The following is an 18937-nucleotide window of genomic DNA, read 5'->3' on the forward strand; positions in this document are numbered from 1 at the left end:
TGCTAAGTGGCTGATTTATTGCCTTAAAGCAGTGTTGTTTGCTTGCTCATTTGTCGTGCTACGGATTGCAGCCGTAGCGTGAACGCGCTATAATCCGCAGACTAATAAAAGTTCTTCACACCGTTTTTCGTGCAAGTGCTTTCATCTGGTCGGGAATATAAGAAGATGGGCATGTGCCCATTTTTTTTTTGGTAAATGGTTTTTAACGGTCCCCAATTGGACCTGTGATCTGGAGAAATTTGTTTGCAGCAATTTGATTTAATCGCCAGGACAGTTAACGGCCTGGGCTATGACCTGGTCGACGTCGAGTGGGGCGAGCGCGGGATCTTGCGCGTGTATATCGATTTCACTGCAGAAGATTCGGCCGAAAAAGGCCCCATCACGGTCGAGGACTGCGCCAAGGTCAGCCACCAGCTGTCGCATGTGCTGACGGTGGAAAACGTCAACTACGAACGCCTCGAAATTTCGTCGCCCGGCCTGGATCGTCCAGTGCGCACGCTGGCCGATTTCGCGCGTTTCGAAGGCCACGAGTGCACCGTCAAGCTGCGCGTGGCGATGCCTGGCACTGCAAATCGTAAAACCTATACGGGTATTTTGCAGGCGCCGCAGGGCGACACAATTGGTTTGGAATTTGAAAGTAAGGATGGTCCGGCGCTGTTGGAGTTTACGCTCGCCGACTTGGATAAGGCACGTTTGGTGCCGCAGGTGGATTTTAGGAGCCGCAAAGCATGAGTCGCGAAGTTTTATTATTGGTTGATGCGCTGGCGCGCGAAAAGAATGTCGATAAAGAAGTCGTCTTCGGGGCGCTCGAATTCGCACTGGCGCAAGCCACGAAGAAGCGTTATGAAGGCGAGGTCGACATCCGCGTCTCGATCGACCGCGAGTCGGGCGAGTTCGAGTCCTTCCGCCGCTGGCACGTGGTTCCTGATGACGCGGGCCTGCAGCTGCCTGACCAGGAAATCCTGCACTTCGAAGCCGTCGAGCAGATTCCTGATATCGAAGTCGACGAATACATCGAAGAACCGATTGAGTCGGTTGAATTCGGCCGCCGTTTCGCGCAAGACACCAAGCAGGTCGTACTGCAGCGCGTCCGCGACGCCGAGCGCGAACAGATCCTGGTCGACTTCCTCGAACGCGGCGACTCGCTCGTGACCGGCACCATCAAGCGCATGGAACGCGGCGATGCCATCGTCGAGTCGGGCAAGATCGAAGCGCGCCTGCCGCGCGACCAGATGATCCCGAAAGAGAACCTGCGTATCGGTGACCGCGTCCGCGCCTACATCCTGCGCATCGACCGCAATATGCGCGGCCCGCAGGTGATCCTGTCGCGCACCGCGCCGGAATTCATCATGAAGCTGTTCGAACTGGAAGTTCCAGAGATCGAGCAAGGCCTGCTGGAGATCAAATCGGCAGCGCGTGACGCTGGCGTGCGCGCCAAGATCGCGGTATATACCGCCGACAAGCGCATCGATCCGATCGGTACCTGCGTCGGCATGCGCGGTTCGCGCGTGCAGGCTGTTACCGGCGAACTGGGCGGCGAGCGCGTCGACATCGTGCTGTGGTCGGACGACCCTGCGCAATTCGTGATCGGCGCGCTGGCGCCGGCCAACGTATCGTCGATCATGGTTGACGAAGAGAAGCACGCGATGGACGTCGTGGTCGACGAAGAAAACCTGGCCATCGCGATCGGCCGTTCGGGCCAGAACGTGCGCCTGGCGTCCGAGCTGACCGGCTGGAAGATCAACATCATGACGGCCGAGGAGTCGGAGAACAAATCGGCGGCCGAAACCGCTGCGGTTCGCGCGCTGTTCATGGAAAAACTGGACGTCGACCAGGAAGTGGCCGACATCCTGGTGGAAGAAGGCTTTGCCAGCCTCGAGGAAATCGCTTACGTGCCGATCTCCGAGATGCTCGACATCGAATCGTTCGACGAAGACACCGTCAACGAGCTGCGTACCCGCGCTCGCGATGCACTGGTGACCGAGGCGATCGCATCGGAAGAGGGCCTGGAAGGCATGGAAGAGCAGCTGGTAAACCTGGAAGGCATGGACCGGAACACGGCCGGCAAGCTGGGCCTGGCTGGCATCAAAACGGTTGAAGCGTTCGCCGCCCTGGCGTACGACGAGTTCGGCGCGATTCTGGCGCTGTCTTCCGACCGAGCACGTGCACTGATTGAAAATGAATTTAATGATGTGACCGACGACGAGATGAAGCTGGTCGATTCAAAGTACGACGATCGTGCCAAGGCGCTCCAGGCAAAAGCCTGGGCCCTGGCGGAAACGGCCAAGGCGTAATTTGCATATCTTTATCATCTCCGCGACACATAGAAAAGAGGACTGAATGGCGAGTAACAACGTAGCCCAATTTGCCACCGAACTGAAGATGCCTGCAGATTTGCTGCTGACGCAGCTGCGTTCTGCTGGCGTCGAGAAAAGTTCGACGTCAGATCCATTGTCGAAAGATGATAAGGATAAGCTGTTGAACCACCTGCGCCGTACCCACGGCGCAGCGGGCGAGACCGAGAAGAAGAAAATCACCCTGACCCGCAAGGAAACGACCGAGATCAAGCAGGCTGACGCCTCCGGCAAGTCGCGCACGATCCAGGTAGCGGTGAAAAAAGTGCGCACCTTCGTGCAGCGCGACGACGTCCCTGCGCCGGCTCCAGCCGCGCCGGCGGCGCCGGTGGTCGACGAAGCAGAAGTGGCGCGCCGCGCAGACGAAGCCCGCAAGCAGGCCGAGCTGATCGCACGCCAGGAAGCTGAACTGCGTGAAAAGCAGGAACGCCTCGCCAAGCTCGACGCCGAGAAGGAAGCCCAGGCCAAGCAGGCCGAGCTTGATGCCAAGCGCGAAGCGGAAGAGCAGGCCAAGCGCGCCGCAGCAGCGACCGCTGCCGCAGGCGCCGCCGTCAGCGCGGAAAGCCGCAAGGCAGTCGACGAGGAAGCCAAGGCCAAGGCAGACGCCGCCGCCAAGGAAGCCGCCGAGCGCGCTGCCGCCAACGAGAAGGCACGCAAAGCCGTCGCCGACGAAGTCGCCCAGATCAAGGCCATGATGAACGCGCCGCGCCGCGTGATCAAGGCGCCTGAGCCTGCGCCTGCGCCGGTGGCCGCCATCAAGCCGAAGGTTGCTGAAGGCACCTTGCACAAGCCGGCGGCCGGCACCGTCAAGCCGGGTGAAAAAGCTGCAGACAAGAAGCCTGGCGACAAGAAATCGATCAAGTCGGCCAATGTGTCGTCGACCTGGTCGGATGACGCCAAGAAGCGCGGCGCACCAGGCGGCGTCAAGCCACGTGGCAATGTCCCGACCGGCCGTGACGGCTGGCGTGGCGGCGCGCGCGGTGGCCGCCGCAACTCGCATTCGGATGATCGCGAGACCAACTTCCAGGCGCCGACCGAAGCGATCGTCAAGGACGTCCACGTTCCTGAGACCATCACGGTGGCTGAGCTGGCGCACAAGATGTCCGTCAAGGCATCCGAGGTCATCAAGCAGCTGATGAAGCTGGGCCAGATGTGCACGATTAACCAGGTGCTGGACCAGGAAACCGCGATGATTCTCGTGGAAGAAATGGGCCACAAGGCATTTGCCGCGGCGGAAGACGATCCGGAAGCACTGCTGGCCGACCAGGGTGAGCACGCTCACTTTGAGGCGACCGCGCGCGCACCGGTGGTGACCGTCATGGGTCACGTCGACCACGGCAAGACCTCGCTGCTGGACTACATCCGCCGCGCCAAGGTGGCATCGGGCGAAGCGGGTGGCATTACGCAGCACATCGGCGCTTACCACGTCGACACGCCGCGCGGCATGATCACCTTCCTGGATACCCCGGGCCACGAAGCCTTTACGGCAATGCGTGCCCGTGGCGCGAAGGCCACCGACATCGTCATCCTGGTGGTTGCGGCCGACGACGGCGTGATGCCGCAAACGAAGGAAGCTATTGCCCACGCAAAAGCTGCCGGCGTACCGCTGGTTGTCGCGATCAACAAGATCGACAAACCAGGTGGCAACCTGGAGCGCGTGACGCAGGAACTGGTCGCTGAACAAGTTGTTCCTGAAGAATATGGTGGCGAGTCGCCGTTCGTCCCGGTGTCGGCAAAAACCGGCCAGGGCATCGACGACCTGCTCGAGCAAGTGTTGCTGCAAGCGGAAGTGCTGGAACTGAAAGCCCCGGTCGAAGCGCCTGCGCGCGGCCTGGTGGTTGAAGGCCGCCTCGACAAGGGCAAGGGCCCGGTCGCGACGATCCTGGTCCAGTCCGGTACGCTGAAGCGCGGCGACGTGATCCTGGCTGGTTCCTCGTATGGCCGCGTCCGCGCGATGCTGGACGAGAACGGCAAGCCGATCACCGAAGCCGGCCCATCGATCCCGGTCGAAATCCAGGGCCTGACCGAAGTGCCGGTTGCCGGTGAAGAAGTCATGGTCATGGCGGACGAGCGCAAGGCGCGCGAAATCGGCCTGTTCCGTCAAGGTAAGTTCCGCGACGTGAAGCTGGCCAAGCAGCAAGCCGCGAAGCTGGAAAACATGTTCGACCAGATGGCCGAAGGCGAAGTCAAGAACCTGCCGCTGATCGTCAAGACCGACGTGCAAGGCTCGATGGAAGCGCTGGTTGGCTCGCTGCAGAAGCTGTCGACCTCGGAAGTGCGCGTGCAGATCGTGCACTCGGCAGTTGGTGGCATCACCGAATCGGACGTCAACCTCGCGGTGGCCTCGAAGGCGGTCATCATCGGCTTTAACGCCCGTGCCGATGCACAGGCGCGCAAGCTGGCCGAGTCGAACGGCGTGGACATCCGCTACTACAACATCATTTACGATGCGATCGACGAAGTAAAAGCTGCACTGTCGGGCATGCTGGCGCCAGAAAAGCGCGAAACCGTTACCGGCCAGGTCGAAGTTCGCCAGGTTATCCAGGTATCGAAAGTTGGCGCGGTTGCTGGTTGCCTGGTCACCGATGGCGTCGTCAAGCGCTCGTCGTCGGTACGCCTGCTGCGCAACAACATCGTCGTGTGGACTGGCGAGATCGACTCGCTCAAGCGCTTCAAGGACGACGCAAAAGAAGTACGCGCCGGCCTCGAGTGCGGCCTGTCGCTCAAGAACTACAACGACATCCAGGTTGGCGACACCCTGGAAGTGTTCGAAGTTCAAGAGGTTGCACGTACCCTGTAACAGCTTGCAGTAACCGTGGGGCGGATACGCGGGGGCGCATGCCTTCGCGCATCCGCCCCACGTTTTTTTAAGAGTAAGATACGAACATGGCAAAACACAGCAAATCCATCCCGGTCCGCGGCGTCCGCGTGGCCGACCAGATCCAGCGCGACCTCGCGGAAATCATCGCCTACGAGTTGAAAGACCCGCGCGTGGGCATGGTCACGATCTCCGAAGTCCAGCTGACCCCTGACTACGCCCATGCCAAGGTGTTCTTCACCATGCTCAAGGACGACAAGGAATCGGTCAAGAACACGCTCGACGGCCTGTCCAAGGGCGCCGGCTACATGCGCAACCTGCTGGGCAAGCGCCTGCACATCCACACCTTGCCGCAGCTGCACTTCATCCACGACACCTCGACCGCGCGCGGCATGGAAATGTCGCTGCTGATCGACCAGGCCAACGCCACCCGCGCCGCTGATGCCGAGCCGGATGAACCAAAGCAAGACGCAGAATAAGTTGAACAAGCCAATCAAGAAGGTCCGTGACCTCGTCGACGGCGTGCTGCTGCTCGACAAGCCGGTCGGCCTGTCGTCGAACGACGCGCTGATCAAGGCCAAGCGCGTGCTCAACGCCAAGAAGGCGGGCCACACCGGCACGCTCGACCCGTTTGCCACCGGCCTGTTGCCGCTATGCTTCGGCGAAGCGACTAAGTTCTCGCAGGACTTGCTGGAAGCGGACAAGACCTACGAAACCACCGTGCACCTCGGCATCACGACGAATACCGGCGATACCGAAGGCGAGGCCATCGATACGCGGCCGGTCGATGTCACGGTCGAGCAGATCGAAGCTGTGCTGGAGAAGTTCCGCGGGCCGATTTTGCAGGTGCCGCCGATGTACTCCGCGCTCAAGCGGGACGGCAAGGCTTACTACGAATACGCGCGCGAAGGGATTACCCTGGAGCGCGAAGCGCGCCCGGTGACGATTCTCGACCTGAAATTTTTGGAATATTCTGCGCCGTTTTTGAAATTATCTGTCACGTGCAGCAAGGGGACGTATATCCGTGTGCTGGGCGAGGACATCGGCAATGCGCTCGGTTGCGGCGCGCACCTGAATGCGCTGCGGCGCACGCAGGTTGGGGCGCTCACGGCCGAAGGAATGATCACGCTGGAAGCGCTGCAGGCCGACGCCGCGCCGCTGTCGCTGCTGGCGCCGGTGGATGCGCTGCTGTCGTCGTTCCCGGCGGTTGTGCTGACCGAGGAACTGGCCAGGCGTTTCCTGCAAGGCCAGCGCCTGGCGCTCGGCAAGGAAAGCGTCGATGTGCCAAAGGAACAGGGCAGGGTGCGCGTTTATCATGACGGCAAATTGCTCGGGACTGGCATCCTGCAGGAGTATGCGATCCTGGCGCCGGAACGGTTGATCGCCGCGAAGCAGTAGCATTCGTGGCGACTCAGCGCGGAGGCGGCCTTCGGCCTTGTCCGCCCTACGAGTCTACCGGATTATCCAAAAAAACGATGCGGACCAGTGTGCGTAGGGCGGACAAGCGCGAAGCGCGCCTCCGCGCTGTTCCGCCCGGGACCCGATTTGGTGAAAAAATTAGCAAGCCATTGAAATTACGGGCCTTTTTGGATTGGCGCGTCGCAACACGTGCTATACTAGTCGGTTCCAGTAATCCGCAGCATCCTGTTTACCCCCGTACGCTACGTACATTTTCTTTACGACCATGTCAAATTCAAAACGCGCAATTCGTAACATCGCAATCATCGCCCACGTTGACCACGGCAAAACCACGCTCGTGGACCAGCTGCTGCGCCAGTCCGGTACCTTCCGTGAAAACCAGGCGGTCGATACCCGCGTCATGGACTCGAACGACCTCGAAAAAGAACGCGGCATTACGATTCTGTCGAAGAACTGCGCGGTTGAATACGAAGGCACCCACATCAACATCGTCGACACCCCAGGCCACGCCGACTTCGGCGGCGAGGTAGAGCGCGTGCTGTCGATGGTTGACTCGGTGCTGCTGCTGGTCGATGCACAAGAAGGCCCGATGCCACAGACCCGTTTCGTCACGCGTAAAGCGCTGGCGCTGGGCCTGAAGCCTATCGTTGTCGTCAACAAGGTTGACCGTCCGGGCGCGCGCGCTGACTGGGCCATCAACCAGACCTTCGAACTGTTCGACAAGCTGGGCGCCAGCGACGAGCAGCTCGACTTCCCGATCGTCTACGCTTCGGGCCTGAACGGCTACGCCGGCCTGACTGAAGATGTCCGCAGCGGCGACATGAAGCCACTGTTCGACGCGATCCTGCAACACGTGCCAGTCCGCGACGACAATCCAGACGGCCCGCTGCAGATGCAAATCACCTCGCTCGACTACTCGTCGTACGTCGGCAAGATCGGCATTGGCCGCGTCAACCGCGGCCGCGTGAAGACCGGCCAGGACGTCATCGTCATGAACGGTCCTGAAGGCACGCCAATCAAAGGCCGCATCAACCAGGTGCTGAACTTCAAGGGCCTCGAGCGCGTGCTGGTCGACGAAGCTGTCGCCGGCGACATCTGCCTGATCAACGGTATCGACGAAATCGGCATCGGTTCGACCATCTGCGCACCGGACACCCCGGAAGCGCTGCCAATGCTGACCGTCGACGAGCCGACCCTGACCATGAACTTCATGGTCAACAACTCGCCACTGGCCGGCCGCGAAGGCAAGTTCGTCACCAGCCGCCAGCTGCGTGACCGCCTCGACCGCGAACTGAAAGCCAACGTCGCACTGCGCGTAGCGCCGACCGACGACGACACGATCTTCGAAGTATCGGGCCGCGGTGAGCTGCACCTGACCATCCTGATCGAAAACATGCGCCGCGAAGGCTTCGAGCTGGCTGTATCGCGTCCACGCGTGGTCTTCAAGATGGTCGATGGCGTGCGCCACGAGCCGTTCGAGAACCTGACCGTCGACGTTGAAGAAGCCAACCAGGGCGGCGTGATGGAAGAACTGGGCCGCCGCCGAGGCGACCTGACCAACATGGAATCGGATGGCAAGGGCCGTGTGCGCCTTGAGTACAAGATTCCAGCGCGTGGCCTGATCGGCTTCCAGGGCGAGTTCATGACCCTGACCCGCGGTACCGGCCTGATGTCGCACGTGTTCGACGAATACGCTCCAGTGGACAACTCGCGTGGCGAGATGGCCGGCCGCCGTAACGGCGTGCTGATTTCGCAGGACGACGGCGCTGCCGTGGCCTACGCAATCTGGAAGCTGCAGGATCGCGGCCGCATGTTCGTGGTCCACAACGACCCAGTGTACGAAGGCATGATCATCGGTATCCACTCGCGCGACAACGACCTGGTGGTTAACCCGATCAAGGGCAAGCAGCTGACCAACGTGCGTTCGTCGGGTACCGACGAAGCAGTGCGCCTGGTACCGCCTGTCCAGATGTCGCTCGAATACGCGGTTGAATTCATCGCCGACGACGAACTGGTCGAGATCACGCCTAAGTCGATCCGCCTGCGCAAGCGCTACCTGAAAGAGCACGAGCGCAAGAAGGCTAGCCGCGAGGCGTAATAACCCTGTATCCGGGACCTACTGTCCCGGATCGCAAAAACCCGCAGGCGCCGGCAACGGTCCTGCGGGTTTTTTTACGCGCATACACGCCACGTCGTTCCCGCGAAAGCGGGAACCCATGCTGAGCGCGTTCCACCAGCACCCTATGGATTCCCGCTTGCGCGGGAATGACGATCAACGGTTCCGGGCGAGCATGGCATTCACTCGCGGCCATCAGCGAAAGTGATACTATTGCGCCAACCCGGGGAGCCGTATGGACTTGCGCCAGATTCAGTATTTCATTTGCCTGTTTGAAGAAGGCAGCGTAACGCGCGCGGCGCGACGGTTGAGCATCGTGCAGCCGGCGCTCAGCATGCAGCTGGCGCGGCTGGAGGAGGATCTCGGGCAGAAGCTATTCGACCGCAACAGCCAGGGCATGGTGCCAACCGCCGCCGCGCGCCAGATGTACCGGCTGTTCCTGCCCATCATGCAGGACTTCTCGCGCGCGCGTGAGCAGGTCATGTGCAGCGATGGCGAAATTACGGGGCATGTGAATATCGGCCTGATCGCGTCGATCACGGCCGGTGTGCTGGCCGACACCCTGTCCGCATTCTCGGCGCGCTACCCGAAGGTGGGCGTGACCGTCGCCGACGGCTACAGCACCACCCTGTCGGACTGGGTGAGCGGCGGGCAGATCGAAGCGGCCGTCGTCAACGGGCCGCGCCGCAACGGGCAGCTGAAGGTCGAACATATCATCGACGAAGACCTGGTGCTGGTGACGGCCGCGAGCCATCCTGCGCCGCCGCCGGCCCGGCTGACATTGCAACAGGTGGCGCAACTTGGCATCGGCCTGGTGCTGCCGACCCGTCACCACGGCCTGCGCGATGTGATCGACAGTTTCGCCCACAACGAAGACGTGGAGCTGGCCCCGGTCTACGAGGTCGACTCGCTGGTGACGATGACCCGGCTGGTCGAATCGACCCAGCTGGCCACCATCCTGCCGCGCATCGTCGTCAACGAACGCGCCGAGGCGGGCGCGCTGCGGCTTCACACCATCGTGTCGCCGCGCCTGACCCGCCAGGTACTGCTGCTGTCGCATCCGCGCCGTCCGCTGAGCCCCGCCACTGCGGCGTTTGTGGCCATCCTCAAGGCGCAGATCCTGCTCAAGACCCAGGGTCCCCAGGCCGTTTTGTAATGCCTTCCCAGCGCTTTACCAGTCCTGCATGTTCGACGCCGAACAGGTCGAGCACGCGGCCCACGGTGTGGTTCACGATGTCGTCCACCGATTCCGGACGGGTGTAGAAAGCCGGCACCGGCGGCAGGATGATGCCGCCCATTTCCGTCACGCTGGTCATGTTGCGCAGGTGCGCCAGGTTGAGGGGCGTTTCGCGCGCCATCAGCACCAGGCGGCGTCTTTCCTTGAGCATCACGTCCGCCGCGCGGCTGACCAGGTTGTCGGCCAGCCCGTGCGCGATGCTGGCCAGGGTCTTCATCGAGCAAGGGGCGACCACCATGCCAATCGACTGGAACGATCCGCTGGCCACCGTCGCGCCGATGTCCTTGACGTTGTGGACCACGTCGGCCAGCGCTTCGATGTCGCTGCGCTTCATGTCGAGTTCCTGCGATGCCGTCAGCGCGCCGGACGACGACATCACCAGGTGCGATTCGCAGGCGCCGCTGGCGCGCAACTGCTCGAGCAGGCGCACGCCGTAGATGGCGCCACTGGCGCCCGTGATCGCAACCACCAGGCGCGGACGGGCACTCACCGCACGACCTGCATGCTGGACCAGTCGACTGTCGCACCCGTGGTGATCTCGGCCGCCAGGTCGACCGTGTCCTCGCCCGGCACCTTCACCTTGGTGAACACGTGCTCGTGGTAGACCACCGGCCGGGTCGCGTCGATACCCATTTTGGCGCTGATGCCCTGCATATGCGCTGGCGGCGGTGCGCCGCCGGGCATCTCCATGCCCACCGTGGTGGATGGATCGAGCACCGAGCCTTGCGCGCCGGCGATCACGACCAGGTCGCGGTCGGCCTGGAAGCGTGTGGCCACGGCCCATTCGACCTGCAGCGGGTCGTGTACGTCGACGTCGTCGTCGACCACGGTCACCTGCTTCAGGTCATAGTGGGCGCCGAACGCGCACAGGATGACGTTCTTCGCTTCGCCTTCGCGCTTCTTCTTGAACTTGACGTGCAGGTGGTAGCGCCCGACGCCGCCGATCGACAGGTGGACGTCGCTGACGCCGGGATGGCTGCGCTGCAGCAGCGCGAGCAGGGTCGCTTCGCGCGGGATCGCGCCCAGCAGCAGGTGCTCCATTTCGGCTGGCACGATGGTATGGAACAGTGGCGATTCGCGGTGCGTGATGGCCGTTACCTGGATCACTTCGCGTTCTTCGCGCGCGCTGTAATACTTGGGGAACTCGCCGAACGGGCCTTCGGGCTCGCGCACCTTGGGCAGCAGCTTGCCCTCGATGACGATCTCGGCGCGGGCCGGCACGCGCACCTCGCTGGTTACGCATTTAACGACCGGCAGCGGCGCGCCATGCAGGGCGCCGGCGATTTCAAGCTCGTCGTGGTCGATCGGCGAGATCGCCTGGGAAGCGAGCAGGGTAAGGGGATCGGCGCCGATCACCACGGCGACGTCGAGCGCCTCGCCCTTCGCCTCTGCGGCCTGGTAGAAGGCGTGCAGGTGGCGCGGCAGCATCAGGATCGCCATGCGGTCCTTGGCATGTACTTGTATGCGGTTGATCGAGACGTTCTGGATGCCGGTGACCGGATTCCTCGCGATGACCAGGCCCGCCGTGATGTAAGGGCCGTTATCGTGTTCGCTGTGGGTCGGTATCGGCAGCGCGGCGTGCAGGTCGATGTCGCGCGTGACCACCTGCTGGCACGGCGCCTCGGCGGAGGCCACTTCCCGCCACGGCAGCGGATTGTCCGACGCCTTGCGGAAGGCGGCCAGCAGGTCGGATTCCCTGACGCCCATCGCCTCGGCGATCCACCCACGCCGCGACATGAAGCCCGATACAACCGGCATCGCATGGCCGTCCGGGGCAGGGAAGAAGGCGGCCTGCTCGCCGTCCAGCCGCTTGGCGATGGCGGCCAGCTGGTGCTTCAGTTTCACGTGCTCGCGCACCACCGCCACGCGGCCGGTGGAGCCAAGGTGGGACAGCCAGCTGCGCAGGTCACCGGCCAGGCCGGTCTCGTCATTGTTCGTTTTCACTCGGGTCTCCTCCATTGTCGGGCCAGTATAGGCAGGAGCCATTTATAACTACAAATAATAAATACTGATCGTCAATATCAAAATTAGTGATTGCTAAAAACGAGAGTTGGCGTGCGCGTTGCTCGTTTTTCGTGCATTATTGGCCGTATTAAGAGAGTGCGCTACGTTCCCCGGACTGAATCAGAAGGGGCGATAGCCTCCCCAAGGAGATATGCATGTCAGCTGCAGTACGTGTTTTGCAAGGTAAGTTCGGACGGGTTTGTCTTCTGGATATGGACCGCCCCCTGGTCACCCATGGCCATTCGCAGTGCCACGTCCTGATCAAGGTGAGCGGCGAAGACACGTCGTTCACTGTGCGCGACAAATCGTATCCGCTGACCGACCAGACGGCAGTGCTGATCAACTCGTGGGAACCGCACGCCTACACCCACCACGATCCCGATGCGCCGGGAACCATCATCCTTGCGCTTTATATCGAGCCGCTGTGGCTGGGCGAAATCGAGAAGGCGCTCATTTCGAGCGGCCAGCCGGGCTTCTTCCCGCAGCCCTGCGTCGAGATCTCCAAGCCGATCCGCAACCTGTCGAACCAGCTGGCGATGCAGATGCTGTATGGCGACCAGCTTAGCGCACAACAGCTCGAGCTACAGCTGTCGAACCTGATGATCGCGGTGATCGACGCGTTTTCCGAATGGCGCAACTTTAACGACCTGCGTAAAGCCGAAATGCCGCGCATTCCCGATCCGCGCATCCGCCGCGCCATCTCTTACATGCGCGGTAACGTCGGCGCCGAACTCGATATCGACAAGCTGGCATCCGAGGCCTGCCTGTCGCGCGCCCACTTCTTCAAGCTCTTCCAGCAGGACACCAGCCTGACGCCGAACCTCTACGTCAACGTGCTGCGCATGGAGAAGGCCATCGAAGGACTGACGCAAAGCCGGCAGCCGCTGGTCAGCCTGTCGGACAGCCTCGGATTCAGCGCGCAGAGCCACTTCACGCGTTTCTTCCAGCAGCACCTGGGTGCGGTGCCGAGCCAGTACCGCAAGGTGGTCGACATCTACGACCACCACTGAAATCGCAGGCGCGTAAAAAAAAGAGACTGTACGGTAAATCCAAACACCCACGGGTAACAGCTTTCGGCGCACTCGGACCTACACTTTTTGCAACAGTCATGCTGCAAAAAGGGTCTCGAAGTGAACCAGATTTCCGAACTGCCCGTCGAAGCACTTGCCCCTGCCGGCCATGTCGGCAAGGCGCTTCCCCGCTTTGAAGACGCGGCCCTGCTGACAGGGCGCGGCGGCTACGCCGACGACATCGGCGTCAAGCCGGGCACCCTGCACGCGGCGATCCTGCGTTCGCCCCACGGCCACGCCGACATCCTCTCCATCGACAGCAGCGCCGCGCTTGCGCTGCCGGGCGTGCGCGCCGTACTGACAGGCGCCGACGTCGCCGCCTGGTCAACGCCGTTCGCAGTCGGCGTCAAGCAGCCGATGGAACACTGGTCGATCGCCATCGAGCGCGCACGCTATGTGGGCGAGCCGGTCGCCGTGGTGATGGCGGAAAGCCGCTACATCGCGGAAGACGCGCTGGAACTGATCAAGGTGGAATACCGCCAGCTGCCTGCAGTGGTCGATCCGGAAGCGGCGCTGGAACAGGGCGCCCCGGTACTGCACGCGGCGGTCGGCGCCAACCTGGTGAACGATCGCCATTTCTCTTACGGCGAGCCGGAAGCCGCCTTCGCCGCCGCCGCGCGCACAGTCAAGATCAAGGTCCACTACCCGCGCAATTCCTGCACCCCGATCGAATGCTTCGCCGTCGTCGCGGAATACCTTGCTGGCGACGAGGGCTACGATGTCATGTCGAACTTCCAGGGACCGTTCGCGCTGCACCCGGTGATGGCGCGCTCGCTCAAGGTGGCCGGTACAAAGCTGCGCCTGCGCGCGCCGCGCGATTCCGGCGGCAGCTTCGGCACCAAGCAGGCGGTGTCCACCTACATCGTGCTGCTCTGCCTTGCCTCGCGCAAGGCGGATGCGCCGGTCAAGTGGATCGAGGACCGCCTCGAACACCTGCAGGCCTCGGTGTCGTCGACCAACCGCGTCACCACGATTGAAGCGGCGGTCACGTCCGAGGGCCTGGTCACCGCACTGCGCTACCACCAGATCGACGACTGCGGCGCCTACCTGCGCGCGCCGGAACCGGCCACCTTCTACCGCATGCACGGCATGCTGACCGGCGCCTACAAGGTGCGTCACCTCGAAGTGCACAACCAGGTCGTGCTGACCAACAAAACCCCTTCCGGACTGGTGCGCGGCTTCGGCGGCCCGCAAGTGTACTTCGCGCTTGAACGCCTGATGCAGCGCATCTCGGTCGAACTGGATCTCGATCCGCTCGACGTCATCAGCCGCAACATGATCACCCCCGACGCCTTCCCGTACCGCGCGCCCGCCGGTTCGCTCTACGACTCCGGCGATTACCAGCTGTCGATGGCGATGGCGGTGGAGCGCGGCGGGCTGGCGGAGCTGAAGGCGCGGCGCGACCAGGCCCGCGCCGAGGGCCGCCTGTACGGCATCGGCTACGCCGCAGTGGTGGAGCCGTCGATTTCCAACATGGGTTACATCACCACCGCGCTGACCCCGGCAGAACGCGCCAAGGCCGGGCCGAAAAACGGCGCCAACACCAGCGCCACCGTGGCGGTCGATCCGCTCGGCAGCGTCAGCGTGATGATCGATTCGGTGCCGCAGGGGCAGGGCCACCGCACCGTGGTGGCCCAGGTCGTGGCCGACGTGCTGGGACTGGAGCCGTCGGATGTGCTGGTTAACGCCGAACTCGACACGCAGAAAGACGGCTGGTCGATCGCCGCCGGTAATTACTCCAGCCGCTTTGCCGGCGCGGTAGCGGGCACCGTCCACCTGACCGCGGTCAAGGTGCGCGACAAGCTGGCGCTGATCGCAGCTGCCATCCTCGGCGTGCCCGCCGCCGACATCGTGTTCGAAGGCCGCAAGGTGTTTTCGCGCGTCGCGCCGGACATCAAGCTGCCGTTCCACCGTGTGGCGGGCGGCGCCCACTGGTCGCCGGCCAGCCTGCCGGAAGGGATGGCCTCGGGCGTGCGCGAAACCGTGTTCTGGACGCCGATGCAGCTGCAGGCGCCGGACGAAAACGATGTGATCAACAGCTCGGCCGCCTACGGCTTCGTGTTCGACATCTGCGCGGTCGAAGTCGACAAGATTACCGGCCAGGTGCGCATCGACCGCTACGTCACCTCGCACGACGCCGGCCGCATCCTCAACCCGGCGCTGGCCGATGGCCAGATCCGCGGCGCGTTCGCACAAGGCCTGGGCGCCGCGCTGATGGAAGAATTCGACTACGGCAGCGACGGCAGCTTCAAGTCCGGCACCTTTGCCGACTACCTGGTGCCGACCACCTGCGAAGTGCCCGAACCGGTCATCGTCCACATCGAAACGCTGTCGCCGTTCACGCCACTGGGCGCCAAGGGCCTTGGCGAGGGCAACAACATGAGCACGCCGGTGTGCATCGCCAACGCGGTGGCCGACGCGCTGGGCGTGGCCGACCTGCGCCTGCCGCTGACGCCGTCGAAAATCCATGCGCTGCTCGGCGTCGAGGACCCGGCGCCGAGCGGGCCGCGCAGCGCACCTCCGGTAAAAGCGCCGCAAGGCGGCCACGCGCTGTCGATGTCCGGCTCGGTCGAACTGCCGGCCACACCGGAACAGGTGTACGCGGTGCTGCTCGATCCGGAGGCGCTGGTCAAGGTCATTCCCGGCTGCCACGCGCTCGACAAGGTCGGCGAAAACCACTACCGCGCCGACGTCACCATCGGGATCGGGCTGGTCAAGGCGCGCTACGCCGCCGAGATCCGCTTGTCCGACCTCGACCCGCCGCACGGCCTCGCGCTCGGCGGCAAAGGCGTCAGCTCGCTCGGTTCGGCCGAAGGCGCTGGCCGCATCCGTCTCGAGAGCGCGGGTTCGGGAACCCTGCTTACCTACGACTACAGCGCCGCGGTCAGCGGCAAGGTGGCGGCGGTGGGCGGGCGCATGCTGGAGGGCGCAGCCAAGATCGTGCTGCGCCAGCTGTTCGAACAACTGGGGCGCCAGGCCGGCGGCGGCGCGCCGCCCGCGCGCTCACTGTGGCAGCGCATCCTGCACGCGCTGGGAGTATCCAAATGAAGCCATCGGCATTCGATTACATCCGCGCCGACAGCGCCGAAGAGACGGTGGGCCTGCTGGCGCGCCACGGCGAGGACGCCAAGATCCTGGCCGGCGGCCAGTCGCTGATGGCGATGCTGAACATCCGCCTGGCGCAGCCGGCGATGCTGGTCGATATCTCGCGCTGCAAGGACCTGGACTACGTGCGCGTCGAAAACGGCAAGCTGGTGGTCGGCGCGGCGGCGACCCAGGCCAGCGTCGAAACGCGCGCGGCGCTCGCGTCGGAAGTACCGCTGCTCGCCATGGCGTTTCCGTGGATTTCGCACTTCCAGATCCGTAACCGCGGCACCGTGTGCGGTTCGGTGGCCCATGCCGACCCGAGCGCCGAACTCCCGCTGTGCCTGACCGCGCTGCAGGGCGAGGTGGTGCTGCGTTCGCAGTCCGGCCGCCGCGTGCTGAAGGCCGACGATTTCTTCCAGGGCATGCTGATGACCGCTGTACGCCCGGGCGAAATCGTCGAGGAAGTGCGGTTCCCGCTACAGCAGCAGGGTGCGCGCTACGCCTTCCGCGAAGTCTCGATGCGCCATGGCGATTTCGCCATCGTGGCGCTCGCCGCTGTCGTCACGGACAGCGCCATCGAGCTGACCGCGGGTGGCGTGGCAGACCGCCCGATCCGCAAGCGCTGGGCGCGCATCAGCGGCGCCGACCTGGACACCGCGCTCAACGACTTCGCATGGGAACTCGAGGCCCAAACCGACGCGCACGCAAGCGCCGAATACCGGCGCCACCTGGTGCGCCAGCTGGGCCGTCAACTGATTGGGAGGGCAAGTACATGAAGCACTACGAAAAGAACATGGAGTACCCGGTGACCATCGTGCTGAACGGCGTTGCGCGCACCGCGCCGGCCGAATCGCGCATGCTGCTGTCGGACTTCCTGCGCCACAAGCTTGGCGCCACCGGCACCCACGTCGGCTGCGAACACGGCATCTGCGGCGCCTGCACGGTGCGCGTCGACGGCGTGGCCCAGCGCTCATGCATGCAGCTTGCCGTGCAGGCCGATGGCCGCAGCGTCGATACCGTCGAGGGGTTGAACAAGGGCGCCGGCGCCGAACTGGGCGACCTGCAGGCAGCCTTCAAGCGCCACCACGCACTGCAGTGCGGCTTCTGCACCGCCGGCATCCTGATGTCATGCAGCCACTTCCTCGAGCGCGTCCCCGCGCCGAATGAGGAGCAGGTGCGCGACATGCTGTCGGGCCACCTGTGCCGCTGCACCGGCTATACGAATATCGTCAACGCGGTGCTCGACGTTGCAGCGCAACGCCAGGCCGCCATCCAGGGGAGTAAAGAACATGCTTGATTTGGGCCGCAGTTTCCTCGCATCGGTAGAACGCAGTCCCGGCCAGCTGGCGCTGGTGGACGGCGAGCTGCGCCTGACCTACGGCGAGTGGTTCGAGCGCGTGGCCGCGGTGGCGGGAGGGCTGCAGGAGATGGGCCTGCAGCGCGGCGACCACCTGGTCGCGCTGCTGCAAAACCGCTGGGAGATGGCGACCCTGCACTGGGCATGCCAGTTCGCCGGCATCATCGTCACGCCGCTGAACTGGCGCGCCAAGCCGGACGAAATCGATTACTGCGCCGGCGATGCGAATGCGCGCGCCATTGTGTTCCAGGATGTGTCGGCCGATGCCGTGAGCTGGTCGGTGGTGGCGCAGCGCCTGCCGCGCATCGCAGTCGGCGCGGCGGAAGGCGCCACGCTGTCGTTCGAACAGCTGCTGGCCGCCAGGCCGGCGGCGCAATTGCTCAATGCCGCCGCCGACGACTGGTCGCTGATGCTGTACACCTCGGGCACCACCGGCAAGCCGAAGGGCGTGCCGCGCCGCCACAGCCATGAGCGCGCGGCCGCGCTGGCCCACGTCGCCCAGAACCAGTATGGCCGCCACGAACGCACGCTCGGCGTCATGCCGCTGTATCACACCATGGGCGTGCGCTCGCTGCTGGCGATGGCGCTGGTGGATGGCTGCTTCGTGTGCGTGCCGAAGTTCGATCCGGTCGCGGTGCTTGCGGCGATCGAGGCCGAGCGCATCACCAACCTGTACCTGGTGCCAACCCTGTACCACGACGTCATCGCGCATCCGAACTGCGCCACGACCGACCTGTCGTCGGTGCGCAAGCTGGGCTTCGCCGGCGCATCGATGAACGAAGCGCTGCTTAAAAAGCTCGACGCGCTGTTCCATCCCGAGCTGTTCGTCAATCACTACGGCTCGTCCGAGGTGTACACCTTCAGCATCGACCAGGACGCGGTGAAAAAGCCGGGTAGCGCAGGGCGCGCCGGCATCAACCAGCGCCTGCGCGTGGTGCGCCTCGACAGCGGCGACCCCGACATGGCCGCCGAGCGCTACGAGGAAGGCGAGATCATCGTCGACCTGGCGGGCGACGAAGCCTTCGAGGGCTACTGGAACCGCCCGGACGCCAACGCCAAGGCCTTGCGCGGCGGATGGTACTTCACCGGCGACACCGGCTACCTGGACCGCGACGGCGACCTGTTCGTGTCGGGCCGGACCGACGACATGATCATCAGCGGCGGCGAAAACATCTCGCCGGTCGAAATCGAGAGCCTGCTGTCGCTGCACCCGGCAGTCGACGAAGTGGCGGTGGTTGGCCTGGCCGACGCGCGCTGGGGCCAGTGCGTCACGGCCTTCGTCAAACGCCGCGCGCCGGTCACCGAGGCGGAACTCGATACGCATTGCCGCACGTCGGGCCTGGCCAACTTCAAGCGGCCGCGCTCCTACATCTTCGTCGTCGAAGTGCCGCGCTCCCCGGTCGGCAAGCTGTTGCGCCGCAAGCTGGTCGCCAATGAATACGAAGCAGAAGCACCGCAGTGATTCTTTCCATTCC

Annotated in this window: 14 protein-coding genes; 12 read left to right on the forward strand and 2 right to left on the reverse strand. The window is 63.7% G+C overall.

Features of this window, described 5'->3' with window-relative positions:
* The first annotated feature begins 243 nt into the window (after nt 1-243).
* From rimP to LMJ30_RS02860, 7 genes are all read left to right on the forward strand, one after another.
* The gene (gene rimP, locus LMJ30_RS02830) at nt 244-732 is read left to right on the forward strand and encodes a ribosome maturation factor RimP (RefSeq protein ID WP_229430822.1); all 489 of its coding nucleotides are present in this window, start codon (nt 244-246) and stop codon (nt 730-732) included.
* Nucleotides 729-2294, forward strand: coding sequence for a transcription termination factor NusA (gene nusA, locus LMJ30_RS02835; protein WP_229430823.1), 1566 nt, complete (start codon nt 729-731; stop codon nt 2292-2294). Before rimP ends, nusA begins: the two co-directional genes overlap by 4 nt.
* A gap of 46 nt (nt 2295-2340) precedes the next feature.
* Nucleotides 2341-5154: a translation initiation factor IF-2 gene (infB, locus tag LMJ30_RS02840; protein WP_229430824.1), complete on the forward strand. Its 2814-nt coding sequence runs from the start codon at nt 2341-2343 to the stop codon at nt 5152-5154.
* 86 nt (nt 5155-5240) lie between these two features.
* Complete coding sequence (gene rbfA / locus LMJ30_RS02845) at nt 5241-5651, forward strand: 30S ribosome-binding factor RbfA (protein WP_229430825.1); 411 nt, start codon at nt 5241-5243, stop codon at nt 5649-5651.
* Nucleotides 5626-6570: a tRNA pseudouridine(55) synthase TruB gene (gene truB / locus LMJ30_RS02850; RefSeq protein ID WP_371872963.1), complete on the forward strand. Its 945-nt coding sequence runs from the start codon at nt 5626-5628 to the stop codon at nt 6568-6570. Before rbfA ends, truB begins: the two co-directional genes overlap by 26 nt.
* Nucleotides 6571-6856: 286 nt before the next feature.
* Complete coding sequence (typA, locus tag LMJ30_RS02855; protein ID WP_229430827.1) at nt 6857-8689, forward strand: translational GTPase TypA; 1833 nt, start codon at nt 6857-6859, stop codon at nt 8687-8689.
* A 253-nt stretch (nt 8690-8942) separates the two neighbouring features.
* A complete protein-coding gene (locus LMJ30_RS02860; RefSeq protein WP_229430828.1) occupies nt 8943-9863 on the forward strand; it encodes a LysR family transcriptional regulator in 921 nt (306 codons plus the stop codon).
* Here LMJ30_RS02860 and LMJ30_RS02865 read toward each other — a convergent pair.
* A complete protein-coding gene (locus tag LMJ30_RS02865) occupies nt 9832-10434 on the reverse strand; it encodes a UbiX family flavin prenyltransferase (protein WP_229430829.1) in 603 nt (200 codons plus the stop codon). The two genes, LMJ30_RS02860 and LMJ30_RS02865, sit on opposite strands and share 32 nt — an antisense overlap.
* Nucleotides 10431-11888, reverse strand: a complete 1458-nt coding sequence (locus LMJ30_RS02870) for a UbiD family decarboxylase (RefSeq protein ID WP_229430830.1) — start codon at nt 11886-11888, stop codon at nt 10431-10433. The genes LMJ30_RS02865 and LMJ30_RS02870 overlap by 4 nt, the downstream gene beginning before the upstream one ends.
* A gap of 272 nt (nt 11889-12160) precedes the next feature.
* Here LMJ30_RS02870 and LMJ30_RS02875 point away from each other — a divergent pair, with 272 nt between their 5' ends.
* The 5 genes from LMJ30_RS02875 (at nt 12161) to LMJ30_RS02895 (ending at nt 18924) form a co-directional block, all read left to right on the forward strand.
* Entirely contained in the window at nt 12161-12958 is a 798-nt protein-coding gene (locus LMJ30_RS02875) for a helix-turn-helix domain-containing protein (RefSeq protein WP_229430831.1), read from the forward strand.
* A gap of 120 nt (nt 12959-13078) precedes the next feature.
* Nucleotides 13079-16066 (forward strand): xanthine dehydrogenase family protein molybdopterin-binding subunit, encoded by a 2988-nt coding sequence (locus tag LMJ30_RS02880; RefSeq protein ID WP_371872964.1) that lies wholly within the window; start codon nt 13079-13081, stop codon nt 16064-16066.
* Nucleotides 16063-16881: an FAD binding domain-containing protein gene (locus LMJ30_RS02885; protein ID WP_229430832.1), complete on the forward strand. Its 819-nt coding sequence runs from the start codon at nt 16063-16065 to the stop codon at nt 16879-16881. The genes LMJ30_RS02880 and LMJ30_RS02885 overlap by 4 nt, the downstream gene beginning before the upstream one ends.
* Entirely contained in the window at nt 16878-17402 is a 525-nt protein-coding gene (locus LMJ30_RS02890; protein WP_229430833.1) for a (2Fe-2S)-binding protein, read from the forward strand. The genes LMJ30_RS02885 and LMJ30_RS02890 overlap by 4 nt, the downstream gene beginning before the upstream one ends.
* Nucleotides 17395-18924: an AMP-binding protein gene (locus tag LMJ30_RS02895; protein ID WP_229430834.1), complete on the forward strand. Its 1530-nt coding sequence runs from the start codon at nt 17395-17397 to the stop codon at nt 18922-18924. Before LMJ30_RS02890 ends, LMJ30_RS02895 begins: the two co-directional genes overlap by 8 nt.
* Nucleotides 18925-18937 lie beyond the last annotated feature (13 nt).

The sequence above is a fragment of the Massilia agrisoli genome (assembly GCF_020831365.1).
GTDB lineage: Bacteria > Pseudomonadota > Gammaproteobacteria > Burkholderiales > Burkholderiaceae_D > Telluria_A > Telluria_A agrisoli.

Coding starts and splice junctions, on each gene's coding strand:
- nusA (WP_229430823.1), top strand. CDS start 729: ATGAGTCGCGAAGTTTTATTATTGGTTGATGCGCTGGCGCGCGAAAAG.
- infB (WP_229430824.1), top strand. CDS start 2,341: ATGGCGAGTAACAACGTAGCCCAATTTGCCACCGAACTGAAGATGCCT.
- rbfA (WP_229430825.1), top strand. CDS start 5,241: ATGGCAAAACACAGCAAATCCATCCCGGTCCGCGGCGTCCGCGTGGCC.
- truB (WP_371872963.1), top strand. CDS start 5,626: ATGAACCAAAGCAAGACGCAGAATAAGTTGAACAAGCCAATCAAGAAG.
- typA (WP_229430827.1), top strand. CDS start 6,857: ATGTCAAATTCAAAACGCGCAATTCGTAACATCGCAATCATCGCCCAC.
- LMJ30_RS02860 (WP_229430828.1), top strand. CDS start 8,943: ATGGACTTGCGCCAGATTCAGTATTTCATTTGCCTGTTTGAAGAAGGC.
- LMJ30_RS02875 (WP_229430831.1), top strand. CDS start 12,161: ATGGACCGCCCCCTGGTCACCCATGGCCATTCGCAGTGCCACGTCCTG.
- LMJ30_RS02885 (WP_229430832.1), top strand. CDS start 16,063: ATGAAGCCATCGGCATTCGATTACATCCGCGCCGACAGCGCCGAAGAG.
- LMJ30_RS02890 (WP_229430833.1), top strand. CDS start 16,878: ATGAAGCACTACGAAAAGAACATGGAGTACCCGGTGACCATCGTGCTG.
- LMJ30_RS02895 (WP_229430834.1), top strand. CDS start 17,395: ATGCTTGATTTGGGCCGCAGTTTCCTCGCATCGGTAGAACGCAGTCCC.